General features: G+C 63.1%; 10 protein-coding genes. All 10 read left to right on the forward strand.

Annotated features, from left to right (window positions below; all coding sequences use genetic code 11):
• Positions 1-101: 101 nt before the first annotated feature.
• The 10 genes from DI605_RS07005 to DI605_RS07050 all read left to right on the forward strand — a co-directional run bounded on the left by DI605_RS07005 (position 102) and on the right by DI605_RS07050 (position 14,186).
• Complete coding sequence (locus DI605_RS07005; RefSeq protein ID WP_293971093.1) at positions 102-1,451, forward strand: aminotransferase class I/II-fold pyridoxal phosphate-dependent enzyme; 1,350 nt, start codon at positions 102-104, stop codon at positions 1,449-1,451.
• A gap of 136 nt (positions 1,452-1,587) precedes the next feature.
• The gene (locus tag DI605_RS07010) at positions 1,588-2,721 is read left to right on the forward strand and encodes a glycosyltransferase family 1 protein (RefSeq protein WP_293971096.1); all 1,134 of its coding nucleotides are present in this window, start codon (positions 1,588-1,590) and stop codon (positions 2,719-2,721) included.
• Positions 2,718-3,539 carry an ABC transporter permease gene (locus tag DI605_RS07015; RefSeq protein WP_293971099.1) on the forward strand — a complete coding sequence of 274 codons (822 nt, stop codon included), beginning with the start codon at positions 2,718-2,720 and terminating at the stop codon, positions 3,537-3,539. The genes DI605_RS07010 and DI605_RS07015 overlap by 4 nt, the downstream gene beginning before the upstream one ends.
• 34 nt (positions 3,540-3,573) lie before the next feature.
• Positions 3,574-4,746: a lipopolysaccharide biosynthesis protein gene (locus tag DI605_RS07020; RefSeq protein WP_293971102.1), complete on the forward strand. Its 1,173-nt coding sequence runs from the start codon at positions 3,574-3,576 to the stop codon at positions 4,744-4,746.
• Positions 4,746-5,324: an HAD family hydrolase gene (locus DI605_RS07025; protein WP_293971105.1), complete on the forward strand. Its 579-nt coding sequence runs from the start codon at positions 4,746-4,748 to the stop codon at positions 5,322-5,324. Before DI605_RS07020 ends, DI605_RS07025 begins: the two co-directional genes overlap by 1 nt.
• Positions 5,321-6,502: an AGE family epimerase/isomerase gene (locus DI605_RS07030; protein WP_293971108.1), complete on the forward strand. Its 1,182-nt coding sequence runs from the start codon at positions 5,321-5,323 to the stop codon at positions 6,500-6,502. The genes DI605_RS07025 and DI605_RS07030 overlap by 4 nt, the downstream gene beginning before the upstream one ends.
• A 14-nt stretch (positions 6,503-6,516) precedes the next feature.
• Positions 6,517-7,968 carry a D-glycero-beta-D-manno-heptose-7-phosphate kinase gene (gene rfaE1, locus DI605_RS07035; protein ID WP_293971111.1) on the forward strand — a complete coding sequence of 484 codons (1,452 nt, stop codon included), beginning with the start codon at positions 6,517-6,519 and terminating at the stop codon, positions 7,966-7,968.
• 73 nt (positions 7,969-8,041) lie between these two features.
• Entirely contained in the window at positions 8,042-10,144 is a 2,103-nt protein-coding gene (locus DI605_RS07040) for a glycosyltransferase family 9 protein (protein ID WP_293971114.1), read from the forward strand.
• Positions 10,145-10,219: 75 nt separating this feature from the next.
• Positions 10,220-12,175 carry a glycosyltransferase family 9 protein gene (locus DI605_RS07045; protein ID WP_293971117.1) on the forward strand — a complete coding sequence of 652 codons (1,956 nt, stop codon included), beginning with the start codon at positions 10,220-10,222 and terminating at the stop codon, positions 12,173-12,175.
• A gap of 58 nt (positions 12,176-12,233) precedes the next feature.
• Positions 12,234-14,186, forward strand: a complete 1,953-nt coding sequence (locus tag DI605_RS07050) for a glycosyltransferase family 9 protein (RefSeq protein ID WP_293971120.1) — start codon at positions 12,234-12,236, stop codon at positions 14,184-14,186.
• The last annotated feature ends 63 nt before the right edge of the window (positions 14,187-14,249 follow it).

A 14,249-nucleotide genomic window follows, 5' to 3' on the forward strand; every position in this document is an offset into this window, starting at 1 on the left:
GGCGCGCGACCGCTCGGCCCATCCCGATCGGATAGGCCGTGGCGGGATCGTCCCGTTCACGCCTTGATCTGGCCGCATCCCCATGCGACCGAACGGTGCAGATGACTGATTCCTTCGGACTTTCCGGCGCCGCCAAGGCCCAGCTCCTCGCCCGGCTCTCGGCCCGCCAGCCCGGCCCGCATGTCGAGGCCGTTCCCGAGCCGCGCGCGCCGCTCGGCCGCAGCGATGTCGCCGGCGATATCGCGATGGTGCAGCGCGCGGGCGAGGCGCTCGGCATCGCCAACCCTTATTTCCGCGTCCATGAAGGCGTAGCGGGTGCCCGTTCGACGATAGACGGGCGCGATTACGACAATTTCGTCTCCTACAATTATCTCGGCCTGAATGGCGATCCGCGCGTCGCCGGTGCCGCCAAGGACGCGATCGACCGCTACGGCACGTCGGTTTCCGCCAGCCGCATCGTTTCCGGCGAGCGGCCCGTCCATCATGCGCTGGAGGAGGCGCTCGCCCATCTCTACGGCACGGAAGAGGCGCTGACCCTGGTGAGCGGGCACGCCACCAACGTCACCGTGATCGGCCATCTCGTCGGCCGGGGCGATCTGATCCTCCACGATTCGCTGTCGCACAACAGCATCGTGCAGGGTGCGCTGCTGAGTGGCGCGCAGCGAATCGCCTTCCCGCACAATGACATGGACGAGCTGGATCGCCTGCTTGGCCAGGCCCGCCCGGGCGCGGACCGCGCGCTGATCGTGGTCGAGGGCCATTACAGCATGGATGGCGACATCCCCGATCTGGCCCGCCTCATCACCATCGCCCGCCGCCACCGCGCGCACATCATGGTCGACGAGGCGCATTCGCTCGGCGTGCTCGGTGCGAAGGGGCACGGCATCTTCGAGGCCGCCGGCATCAATCCGCGCGAGATCGACGTGTGGATGGGCACGCTTTCCAAGACGCTTTCGGGCTGCGGCGGCTATATCTGCGCCAGCCGCGAACTGATCGAATATCTGCGCTATTCGGCGCCGGGCTTCGTCTATTCGGTCGGCCTGCCGCCGCCGATCGCGGCCGCCGCGCTGGCGAGCCTGGAGGTGATGGCGGCCGAGCCGGAACGCGTGGCGAAGCTGCAGGCCAACGGCGCCCGCTTCCTGGCCGCGGCCCGCGCGCGCGGGCTGGATACCGGCCCCTCGATCGGCACCGCGATCGTCCCCATCATGACGGGCAGTTCGATCGTCGCCGCCCGCGCCGCCGACGCGCTGTTCCAGCGCGGCATCAACGTCCAGCCGATCATCTACCCCGCCGTGCCCGAACAGGGCGCGCGCCTGCGCTTCTTCATTTCGAGCCTGCATGAGGAAGAGCAGTTGGATCGCGTGGCCGCCATCGTGGCCGAGGTGATCGCCGAACTGCGGGATCAGCCCGTCGATCTGGCCGCCTTGGCCAGCCGGCTCGCGGCGGGCTGAGGAGGGGGCGCCCCGCGCAGGGGTGCCCGGACAGACCATGCCGGCATCTGGTTCCGAACCGGAAATCATCCTCGATCTGTCCCGCCTGCTGTCGCGCGTGCTGCACGCGACGCCGACGGGGGTGGATCGTTGCGAGATGGCCTATGCGCGCGGCCTGCTGGCGGCCGTGCCCGAACGGCTGCGATTCGCCGCCGTTCACCCGACCGGTCTTTACGGATGCATCCCGACCGATGCGGTGCTGCGTTTCCTCGATGCGACCGAGGAACGCTGGGATCACAAGGGCTTCGGTTCGATCTGGGAGATGCGGCGCTTCGCGACCGGTGCGCTCGCCGCGCTGCGCCCGCGCGTGCACCGGCGCGATCCATCGGCACCGCGGCCCTTCTATGTGCAGGCGTCGCCCAACAATCTTACCAGGCCGGATTTGATCGCCAAGATCCTGAAGCGCGAACAGGCCCGTTTCATCTGCCTCGTCCACGATCTGATCCCGCTCCAATATCCCGAATATGCGAGGCCGGGCGGCGCGGCCCAGCATGAAGTGAGGATTCGCGCCATCCTGAACCACGCCGAGGGCGTCGTGTGCAACTCGCAGGCGACGCTGGACGCGCTGACGCCGTGGATGGACGTAGTAGGGCGGCATCCGGAAGCAGCGGTCGCTCATCTTGGTACACATCTGCACCGTGCGGCGGACGGCACCGCTCCGCCAATCTGCGTGGCAGACGGCCGCCCGTACTTCGTCTGCATTGGGACTATCGAGCCCCGCAAAAACCACCTGCTGCTACTCAATCTGTGGCGCCGCATGTCGGAGGAGCGGGGCTCCGCGAATATCCCGAAGCTCATCATCGTCGGCCGGCGCGGCTGGGAGAATGAGCAGGTCGTCGACATGCTGGAGCGGTGCCCAGCCTTGAAGGGCTGCGTGGAGGAACAGGGAAGGCTGAGCGATCGGGAGGTGGCTGCCTTGTTGCCCGGCGCGTGCGCCTTGCTGATGCCGAGCTTTGCCGAAGGTTATGGCATGCCAGTCACCGAGGCTCTGGCAATGAGCGTCCCGGTCGTTTGCAGCGATCTGCCAGCGCTGCACGAGGCGGGCGGCGGCGTTCCCGACTATCAAGATCCGCTGGACGGTCCGGCATGGCTTAAGGCCATTGACGACCTTGCCTCGATCAACTCCGCGATCCGGGAAAAGCAAATTGCGGCTTTGCGATCGTGGCAATCTTCGCGGTGGGCGGCGCATATCGCCAAGCTCCTAGAATTGCTCCATAGGCTAACGCTATGAGCACCCGTCCTTATGATGCTGCGTTGCCTGCACGGAGTTCGTTCCTCGCGTCACTGAGGATCCAAGTGCGGGTGATTCAAGCGCTCATCATGCGTGAGTTGCACACCCGCTATGGGCGCGAAAATGTCGGCTACCTCTGGATGATCGGAGAGCCGATGCTGTTGGCCAGCGTCATTGGGCTACTGCATAGCAACAGTGGCCACTCCTCCTATGGCGGCGACATCAAGCCACTGCCCTTCGCGGTACTGGGGTACACGACTTTCATTCTGTTCCGCGGCATCGTCAATCGATCGGAGGGCGGCGTGGAAGCCAACGCACCACTCCTTTATCACAGGCAGGTGACTGTGCTGGATATCGCGCTCGCGCGCGGGTTCTTGGAGTTTGCAGGCACCTTCCTGACTTTCGTCATTCTGATGGGGCTGATCATTTCCTTCGGGTTCGCGGAACTGCCCGCCCGGCCGCTCGCCCTAATCGGCGGATGGGCGCTGATGTTCTGGTATGCGATGGGCCATTCCTTCGTTATCTCGGCGATAACCTATGAAAATCGTACGATCGGCAGGCTGGTCCATCCTTACTCCTACTTCATGGTCGGCCTTTCCGGAGCATTCCTTCCACTAGCTTGGCTGCCGCACCCATTCCGGGAATGGTTGAGCTATATACCCATGACTAGCATTTTCGAACTGGTTCGTTACGGGCAGTTCAGATCCGCCAATCTGGATTACTTCTACGGTGGTTATCTGGTCGGCGCATGCCTTGTCCTTACCTGGACCGGGCTTGTGCTAATGCGGCGGATGCGCAGCCACATCCACCTAGCCTAAAATGACCGCGCAATCCGACTGTGAGGCTTGAATCATGAACATGCACGGCATCATGAGACCCGTCGAGGGTGAGGCCGATCGCTATCGGTTGAGCAGCTTTGAGAAGGTGAAGACCTGGATAATCCAGCGTCGTGTGTTCGGCCTGATCGTTGTGTTGCCGACCCTGGTGCTGGCTTCCTATCTGTTTCTGATCGCGTCAGACCAATATGAATCGGAAGCCCATTTTCTTGTGCGGTCGGCTAATTCGTCGAGCCTGCCCTCTACTGGATTGAGCCAAGCGCTCAGCATGGTCGGTGCCCCCTCAACGGCCACGGGCGAGGCGACGAGCGTCGCGGATTATCTGACGTCCCACGACGTGGTCGCGACGCTCCGCCACGACAATCGCCTGGTGGAACGCTTCCATGATGCGGACGCCGACCTCTTGAGCCGGCTGCGCAGGGCCGATCCGACACCGGAACAACTGCTAAAATACTACCGTCGGCAGGTGGACGTCCACCTGAACGCCGAGACGGGCATTACGACGGTAAAGGTCCATAGCTTCCGGCCGGAGGACAGTTATCAGCTCGTTGAAGCGTTGCTCCGACTAGGCGAAAAGCGCGTAAACATGCTGAATGTCCGCAGCTATAACGATGCGATAGCGGTGGCCCGCAAACAGCTGACTGATGCGGAGAATGCGCTGGCCCAGTCTCAAGGCCGGCTTACCCAGTTCAGGCAAGCTCGCCGCGACATAGACCCGCGTGCATCGGGGCAGGCACAAATTACGCTCGTGACGTCGCTCGACGGCCAATTGTCGCAAGCCAAGGCGCAGCTCTCTGCGATGGGCAGCATGATCGACCGGTCGAGTCCTCAATACCGTGCCATTGCCGCGCGCGTACAGGCGCTCCAGCGCCAGGTAGCAGCGCAGTCTGGCAAACTGACGGGTAGCAACGAAGCGATCGCCGCCGACATCGGTGGTTATGAGGGGCTGCAGCTTAGGCAGGAATTTCTCGCCAAACGCTATGAAGCGGCCGCCGCGAGCCTCGACAAGGCTCGCGACCAGGCGCTGCGCCAGCAACTCTATCTTGTGCGGGTAGTGGACGCCAATATGCCGGTCAAATCACTCTACCCGCAGCGCTGGCGGATCCTGCTGACAACGGTCGTCGTGATGCTGCTCGTTTATTCGATCGGCTGGTTGATTGTGGCCGGCGTGCGCGAGCATGCCGCCTGATGCGCCGTGAGAATCCGACGCCCGACTTCGATCGCTCACGACCGGCCGCCTTCCTAGATCGCGACGGAGTGATCAACGTCGATCACGGCTATGTCTTTCGGCCCGAAGATTTGCTGTTCACGCCCACTGCGGCAAAGGGCATTCGACTGCTGAATGAGGCTGGCTACTGGGTGATCGTAGTCAGCAACCAATCGGGAGTCGCTAGGGGGCTGTACGGCACGCAGGAAGTGGAGCGCTTTCATATGCACATGCAGGCGCTACTCGCCGCTGAAGGTGCGCGGATCGACGCTTTCTACTATTCCCCGTATCACCCGGAAGGTTCCGTCGAGCCGTATGCCTGCGACCATGATGACCGGAAGCCCGGCCCTGGTATGCTGCTGCGCGCGATGCGTGAGCGGCCAATCCGGCACGACGGCAGCTTCATGATAGGCGATAAGCAGAGCGACGTTGAGGCGGCCGATCGCGCTGGCATACCCGGCTTGCTCGTGCCGTCCGATATCTGCGATCTGGCGGCCGCGGCAGCCTCCCTGATCGAGCGGGCCCGCAACGAGGCAACCGCTGCGATGAGCCGCACATGATAGCCGGTGCAACATCGGGCGCGCTCGCCAGCTATATCCGTTGGGTGGGCGATTCGGCGCTGCCTTTCTGGTCCGAGCAGGGCTTCGATTCCGCACGCGGCCGGTTCCGGGAGCGGCTTGACCGCGAAGGTCGTCCGATCGATGTGCCCCACCGCGCGATGGTGCAGGCGCGACAGGCCTACGTTTTTGCTCATGCCGCTAAGCTCGGCTGGTTTCCCGAAGGCGGGCGTTTGGCCGAGATCGCAATGGCGAACCTGGTGCGCGATTATGGAGAGGTTGGCCTTGGCACGGCCTCCTTCCATTTCTCTGTCGACGGCAACGGGCTCCCGGCCGCTACCCACCGCGATGCTTACACACACGCCTTTCTGCTATTCGCACTCGCTTGGCTCTATGCGCTGACCGGGGACCGACGCCATTTGAATCTGGCCGACAAGATCATCGCCTTCATCGATGCAAAGTTGCTTGATCCCGATCATGGCGGACTGTTCGATGCAGCGCCAGCGGGCGATCTGTACAAGCGGCAGAACCCTCTCATGCACCTGCTGGAAGCTTATCTGTTTCTCGCGGAAGCTGCGCCGGATAAGCCCTATTTCGATCGTGCGTCCGAGCTTGTGGCACTGTTCAAGGCCAAGCTGTTCATGCCCTCGGACGGCGTGCTGCTCGAACATTTCGCACAGGATTGGGGCCCGCATCCCGATCCCGCCAAAGCGAGTCTCTTCGAACCGGGCCATCATTTTGAATGGGTTTGGCTGCTCGACCGATATGCACGTCTCGCCAAGGTGCCTGAGGAGCCGGCGGCTGCTGTGCTCTATCGCGTCGCCTGCGCTCACGGCGCGGCGGGCGACGGCCTGATCTACGATGAGGTGCGTGCCGACAAGGTACCTGTCAAGCTCTCGCATCGGGTATGGCCGCATACGGAGGCGATCAAGGCCGCGATAGTCCGGCACGAGGCGGGCGACGATGAGGCGTTCACGCTGGCCGAAAGCATGGCTAACCAACTGCTGGGCACCTTCCTCAATCGCCCCTTCACCGGCGGCTGGATCGATCATGTGAGCGAGACAGGCGTGCCGCTGGTCGACTATGTTCCAGCGAGTTCCCTATACCATCTGTTCCTGGCCGCGACGGAAGCCCGGCGCTTGGCGACCGTGCCGCGAACCACCCCCCAGGCGATGGTTTGAGCCAAAGGGCATCCATGCAGACATATCTCGATCTTTTCCCAAACTTCCGTGTCGCGGTGATCGGCGACGTCATGCTCGACTGCTATATGTCGGGAGACGTCAATCGCATCTCGCCCGAGGCACCGGTACCGGTGATGCGCGTGACCGGCGAAACGAGCGTTCCTGGCGGCGCTGCAAACGTTGCGGCCAATCTCGCAACGTTGGGCATGGGTACGAATCTCGTCGGCTTGTCGGGCGCGGACAGTGCACGCAGCGAACTGATCGAGTGCCTGCGGAGCCGTGGTGACGTGGACTGTTCTGGCCTTGTTGCCGTTACCGACCGTCGCACCACGCGCAAGTTGCGCATCATTGGTGCTCACCAGCAGATCGTGCGCGTCGATCACGAAGATGTCGGTCCCTGTCGTCCGGCTGCCGAAGTGGAATTGGCTGAAGCCGCTCGCCGGGCGATCGACGGGACCCACGTCGCGATCCTATCGGATTACGGTAAGGGCACCTGCTCCGACACCATCCTGCGTGCAGTGATCGATCACTGCAACGCCACCGGCAAGGTTTTGCTCGTCGATCCTAAGCGCCGCGATTTTTCGGCGTATCGCGGCGCGACGGTGCTCACCCCAAACCGCAAGGAATTGTCCGACGCGACCGGGCTACCATGCGAGACGGACGAGGAGGCCGCAGCGGCGGTCGCTAAAGCTCAGGAGATCTGCGGCGCCGACATTCTGCTGACCCGATCCGAGAAAGGCCTGTCTTTCTTCCCGATGAACGGGTTGCCCACGCATCTGGCAACGGTTGCGCAAGACGTGTTCGACGTCTCCGGTGCCGGAGACACGGTCGTGGCTGTGCTCGCGGCCTCGATCGCTGCGGGCATGCCATTCATTGAGGGCATGCGGCTCGCCAACCATGCCGCCGGCATCGTGGTTTCGAAACTTGGCACCGCCAACGTGACCCGGGACGAACTTGCTGCCTCGCTGGCCGCCGACCGGACAAGCCCATCCATCGCCGACGGCCGGCTCGTCGATCTAGACGAGGCGATCGCACTTCGCGCAGCCTGGGCAGCGGACAAACTCACGGTGGGCTTCGCCAATGGATGCTTCGATCTCATCCACCCGGGCCATATCGCACTCATCCGTCAAGCAGCGGCGAGTTGTGACCGGTTGCTGATGGCGCTGAACACCGATGCCTCGGTCGGGCGGATAAAGGGCCCCAGCCGACCGATTCAAAAGGAGCATGCGCGCGCCGAAGTGATGGGCGCAATCAAGGGAGTCGCCGCCGTTATTCTCTTCGATGAAGACACGCCTATGGAGTTGATACAAGCGCTGCAGCCCGACGTGCTCATCAAAGGTGCAGACTATTCCATCGAGAATGTGGTGGGCGCGGAAATTGTGCATAACCGGGGTGGACGGGTGGTGTTGGCGGAGCTGACGCCAGGCCAGTCGACGACCGCCCTGGTCGCGGCTTCCGCAGCATGATCGCGACCGTTGCGAGCCTGGAACTGCCCGACCAGTACGGGCCGAACCGCAGATGAGTCGAGCATCCGCGGCTGTGGCCGGTTTCACACGTGTCGCCCGGATCGCGTTGCGCACTCCGCGTGCGCATCGCGCGGTGCGGGAATTCAAGGCGCAGGGACGCCAGGCACGCACCATCGGCGATTTTGCACGCGCGGCCTCTGCCTATGAGCAGGCACTTGCTCTATCACGGCCCGATCCGCGACTCTCCATCCACTGCGGCCACATGCGCAAGGAAGCGGGGCACTATGCGGAGGCAGAAGCACATTATCTGGAGGCTTTGCGTTATCTGCCTGGAGATGCCGAGCTCGCTCTTCAGCTCGGTCATTTTTACAAGGTTTCCGGTCGGATCGCCGAGGCAGAATTACAATATCGGCGCGCGACCCGGCTGATGCCTGGCTGGCAGGTGGCGGAGAATGAACTTGCCGGTCTCAAGGCGGGCGGCTGGCGGGGTTTTGCCTCCGCTCCCGCTGACCAGCCCTACGGCTTTAGCCTCGCGGCGACTCCGGCGGTTGACGCCGTTCCAGACTTCGCGCTCGAAGCTTCGAAGTTGGCTGCGGTGGAAACCGTGGCGCGGCTCGTGCCGAAGCTCGCGCCGCGACTACCTGAAGACCTTCTGCACGATCACCGAGAACATCTCGACGTGCGCCGTCTGGGGCGTCGCGAAGTCGGATTCTGGGGCGTGCGCAGGACTGTGCGCGGGGTAGAGGCGATCCGAGGCTTCTGCATTTCCGAGACGCCGATCGTAGAGCTGCAACTCCTCCTTAATGGGCTCGTCATCCATCGAGCGCCGGTGAGTGGTGGCCATGTCCTGAAGTTCGAGCGCGACCCGGATCGCATCCGCAAATATGTGTTCAATAGCTGGTTCGATTTCTCCGGCTTCGAGCACGGCATGCACGCAATCGAACTGCGCCTACGCGATATCGAGGACGGCACTCGATCGTTCCACGATCACGTCGTGATCGCCGCGCCCGTTCTGGAGAGCGAATATCCGGACTCGGATACGCTCGTGAATGTCGACCCTGCCGATCCGCGCAGCATTGAGGAGCAGATCACAACTCGCCCGAGCGTGATCCGATCTGCAAAGCGGAGCCTGCTGCCGGGGGGAGTGCGCAACGTCATGGTCATGCGCACGGACCAACTTGGCGATATGGTCGCTTCGATCCCGGCTCTACGGCGGCTGCGCGACTTGCTGCCGGAGGCCCATATTGTCGGCCTGCTGACCGGCGCGAACGCCGAGCTAGCACGCACGCTGGCGCTGTTCGACGAGATCATCGTGATCGATTTTCCCGACGATCCGATCGAGCGCCGCCGCCTTATGTCACTGCAGGCACAGGAGGCATTGCGACAGCGTCTGGCGCCCTATGAGTTCGACGTCGCCATCGACCTCGCACAGTCCAACGTCTCGCGCGACCTGCTGCCGCTTTCCGGCGCGAAGTTTATCCATGGAACGGGGGGCGAGGATTGGCCATGGCTGCAGGGGGACTTCCTGTTTAGCACTCCGGACCGCTGGAATCGCATGGACATGACGCCGCATTCGACGAAGGTGCTGGCACTCGTCGAATCACTGGGTGCCCTGCTCAAAACCGAGGCCCCGGTGATCCGGCGTGATGACTTGTCGCGCGCGTTGCTCGACGAGTTTGGCATCGGAGCAGGTCGCTTCGCGGTACTTCACGCAGGTGCGCGTATCGCCTTCAGTCGCTGGCCACATTATGGCACGCTGGCACAAATGCTGCTCGACCGTACCGATCTTCACGTCTTGATGATGACGGAGGACGCGGCCATGCGCGAGACGCTGCCCGCCGTGCTGCTGACCAATCCCCGTTTCACGCTGGTTACCCAACGGACGACATTCGACCAATTCGACGCCTTGATCTCCTTCGCGACGGTAGTCGTCGGCAACGATTCCGGGCCGAAGCACCTCGCCTCGTTGCGCGGCACCAACGTTGTCACGCTGTTCACAGCCAGAATCAACTGGGCGGAATGGGGTCAGGAGAATGTCGGATCGATCATCAGCCGACGCGTTCCCTGCGCCGGCTGCGCTATTTTCCATGATCCCGAGGAGTGCGGCAAAGATTTCACCTGTATCCGCGACATCCGCCCTCAAGAAGTGTTCGATGCGGTCGCTCGCTACATTTGACCTTGCCGAGGGGGCATCCCAGCCATGCTGCTGAGACGGAAACATGCGCGAGATGCGGGTGAGATCGGACGAGACATGACGCTCCGCGCGGACGCGGCACGCGACGCGGGCCAATGGCAAACCGCTGCCCTGTTATATTCAGAGGCGGCCCGCCTGCTGCCGAACAGTGCGAACTTGCGCATACAGGCCGGACACATGTTTAAGGAGTCCGGGATCCATGAAGAAGCGGAAGCGCACTATAAGGCCGCTGCCGCGATGGCGCCGCACGACGCCGACCTCGCGCTGCAGATCGGCCACTTCTATAAGAGCAGCGGCCGCCCTGCTTTGGCCGCGGAGGCGTATGGTCGTGCGCTGACGTTGAAGCCCAAATGGGACGAGGCGCGAAACGAACTCGCAGCGCTGGGGGCAAGCGGATGGAGGGCTGTGCGCGAGCGCCACGCACCAACATCGCTCGCGAGCGATGTTCCCCTGCTCGAGCTTGTGCCGAGGCCCCATGAGGATCTGCTCGTCGATCACCAAGAGGGCGTCGAGATGCGCAGGCTTGGTCGACGGGAGCGGACCCGCTGGGGGATCGAAACGACCCTGCGCGGTGTCGAGGCGATCCGGGGCTTCTGTATCTCGCTTCGCCCCGTCACCGAAGTGCAGCTATATCTGAATGGTCAGCTCATCCACCGGGGTATGGTCAAGGGCGGCTACTTGCTCAAGCACGAGCGAAGCGATCTTGGCCCGCGTAAATATGTGTTCAATATCTGGTACGATTTTTCATCTTACGTTCCAGGCTGGCACGACATTGAAGTGAGACTGATGGACGGGCGTTCACGCCCCCTATCCCATCACACGCGGATCGTTATCGACGAGCCACTGAGCGAGCGAGCACATGCCGCCAGCGATGGCGTGGTCGAAGTTGCCGTGGGAGACGACCGCACGATCGAGCAGCAAATACGCAGCCGCCGGAGCATGGTACGAGAAGGCCGGCGCGCGATGTTCGCTACGCCCCCTCAGACGATCCTGGTACAACGTGCCGACCAGCTTGGAGACGTAGTAGTTTCGGTCCCCGCCATGCGGCGGCTACGCGCGCTTTTCCCAGAGGCACGGATCGTCGGCCTCGTCTCTTCCGCAAATCGCGACCTCGTCGAAACGCTGGAATTGTTCGACGAGTGCCTGCCCATCGACTTTCCCGATGATCTCTGGGAACGGCGGCGGGTGATGGGTATCGAAGCTCAGAGGACCCTGCAACGGCAACTCGCGGCTTATAATTTCGACATGGCGATCGATTTTTCCGAGAATGCGTCGTCGCGCCCTCTTTTGCTGCTATCGGCCGCGCCCGTTCTGGTCGGCTTTCGCTCCGATCGTGTCCCCTCGCTGACGATCGAAATCGAGGGTAATACGCACGATCGCTGGGACGGGCATGAGATCGTTCCCCACACCAATAAGCTTCTGGGCCTCGTGGAATGGCTCGGCGCTATGGCGCGCAGCGAGACGAACATCGTCCGTCGCAAGAACCTTTCGCGTGAGCGGCTGGCCGCGTTCAATCTATTGGAAACAGAACGGTTTGTTGTGCTCCACGACGGCGCTCGGCTGAAATTCAGCCGCTGGCCGCATTACCTACGTCTCGCCGAGCAGATCCTCGCAAAAACGGATGTGCGTGTCGTGATGTTGACGGACGATCCGGTGGATCAAAGCAGCCTTCCCGAATCCCTCCTCGCCTCGGGCCGATTTGAACTGATCGACCGACGCCTGCCGTTTGACGATTTCGACGCACTGCTCTCGTTCGCGTCCGTCTTCGTCGGCAACGATTCGGGACCCAAGCACATCGCCTCGCTACGCGGCACACAGGTGGTCAGCATTCACATGGCACGCAACAACTGGAACGAGTGGGGCCAGGAGAATGGTGGCTTGATTGTAAGCCGCCGGGTGCCCTGCACAGGCTGCCTCGTCTGGCACGATCCCGAAGAGTGCGGCAAGGATTTTGCCTGCATCACCGACATCGCGCCAGAGGAGGTGGCGCGCGCCGTGTACCGGCTACTGTGATCGCGCCCGCGATTCGTCCAAAGCAGGTGCAGCCTTGATCGGCGTCTTCCAGAGAGCTTTGAGGACCGGCCTCGCGTGGGTTCCCTCGCTCGCGCCGGCCCGCGCCGCGCGCGCACTCGTCCTCCGCGCCAACGCCGCCAGAGACGCACGCCGCTTCCAGGCCGCAGCCGCCCTCTATGCCGAGGCGAGCCGGCTCGATCCTGTGAATGCGCGGATCCACAAGCAATGCGGCCACATGCATAAGGAAGCCGGCGACTGGGCGGAGGCTGAGCGCCATTATCTTCTGGCGGAAGCGTTAAGCCCTGGCGACGCCGACCTGCACCTTCAGAAGGGGCACTTCTTCAAAATCTCCCATCGGCTCGACGAGGCGCAGAGCGCTTATGCCAAGGCCCTGGCACTCCAGCCGGGATGGCAGGAGGCGGCGGACGAACTGGCGCGGATCACCAACAGCCGGTCCAAGGGCGATGAACGAACATCCGCCATTAATGCGGACGGGCTCGTCACCGAACTGCTGCCCGGCAGCGGCGCGCAGGGATCAGCCGGCTGGCGCGAGACGATCCAGATCCGGCGACTGGGCACCGCACGCATCCGGGCGGGCGGGAGCTATAGGCGCGTACTGCGTGGCATCGAGGCAGTCCGCGGCTTCGCAATCTCGCAGGCCGCGCTCCTTGATGCCGTGCTCCTGTTAGACGGCGAGGAGATCGCGGACACCTTGCTTCAGCGGACCCCTCTAAACGACGGCTTCGCCAAGTTTGTGTTCAACATCTGGCATGATTTCGGCCCATATGCCGAAGGCGAACATGTCATCGAAATTCGCCTCCGGGACAGCCGAGGGCGTGGACGGAGTCATCGGGCGACCCTTCTTCTCCAAGCACCCATCACGGAGAAGGACGCCCTTTCATCGGATGCGATCGTCACCGTAGACGGGGAGGTGGGTGCTTCGCTGGAAGCGCGTGTGAACGCCCGGCCCAGCATGGCACGCTCCGCGGCCCGCGGGCTGCTTGTTTCGCCACCACGCGCAATCCTGGTTCAACGGGTCGACCAACTCGGCGATCTAGTAGTGTCGGTGCCAGCTATACGACGGCTGCGCGCGCATTTCCCGGACGCGGTGCTCGTCGCTCTCGTTTCGCCCGCCAATGCAGGCCTCGCAGCCTCGCTCGGCTTGTTCGCCGAGGTGGTGGAAGTCCCGTTCGCCGAAGCGCCCGGCGAACCACGCCGAACGATGCCCCCCATCGCGCAGGCAGCACTCCGCGAGAGGCTTGCCAGCTTCCACTTTGATATCGCGATCGATCTTAGCGAGGCGGGCGAATCGCGCCCGCTCCTTCTCCTGTCGGGAGCGTCCGTGCTCTTCGGATTTAAGGATCGAGAATTTCCCTGGCTCACCGCCGGCTTCGAGCTTGGCGGACACGATCCCGCCAACCATCTGGAGATCGTTTCGCCGGCGACCAAGCTCACTGCAATGGTGGACGCGCTCAAGCTGATGATCGATCCACCGGCATCAGCTCTGGCCCTTTCCCCGGAAAAGGCCGAAGCCGAACGCCGCTATGCAGTGCTGCATACGGGTGCGCGGCTCACATACAGCCGCTGGCCGGGCTTCGCGGAACTCGCTCACCTCCTGCTACGCGACACCGAGCTCGATATCGTCTTCATGAGCGACGGGCCGCTTCCGCCAGACCTGGTGGAACATCCGCGTGTCCGCTCCATCGAAGGCCTGCTCGCTTTCTCGGCATTCGACGCGCTGCTGGCAGGGGCCTCCCTGTTCGTTGGAAATGATTCGGGACCGAAGCATCTTGCCGCACTGCGCGGCACGCCGGTCGTGAGCCTCCACATGGCTCGGCTCAACTGGAACGAGTGGGGGCAGGAGCCCGTCGGCACAATCATCAGCAGGCGCGTGCCCTGCGCCGGCTGCGGGATCGGGCGGCAAGGCGAGGAATGCGGCAAAGATTTCGCCTGCCTCACCAACATCCGGGCGGACGAGGTTGCGGCCGAAGCATTGAAACTGCTCATATGACGGACGCGACATTGCTGGAAAGGACGGATCGTTGACGCTCTCGAACCAACGAGGCCCAATCCG

It is taken from the genome of Sphingomonas sp. (genome assembly GCF_003248515.1).
In the GTDB taxonomy this organism is placed as follows: Bacteria; Pseudomonadota; Alphaproteobacteria; order Sphingomonadales; family Sphingomonadaceae; genus Sphingomonas_I.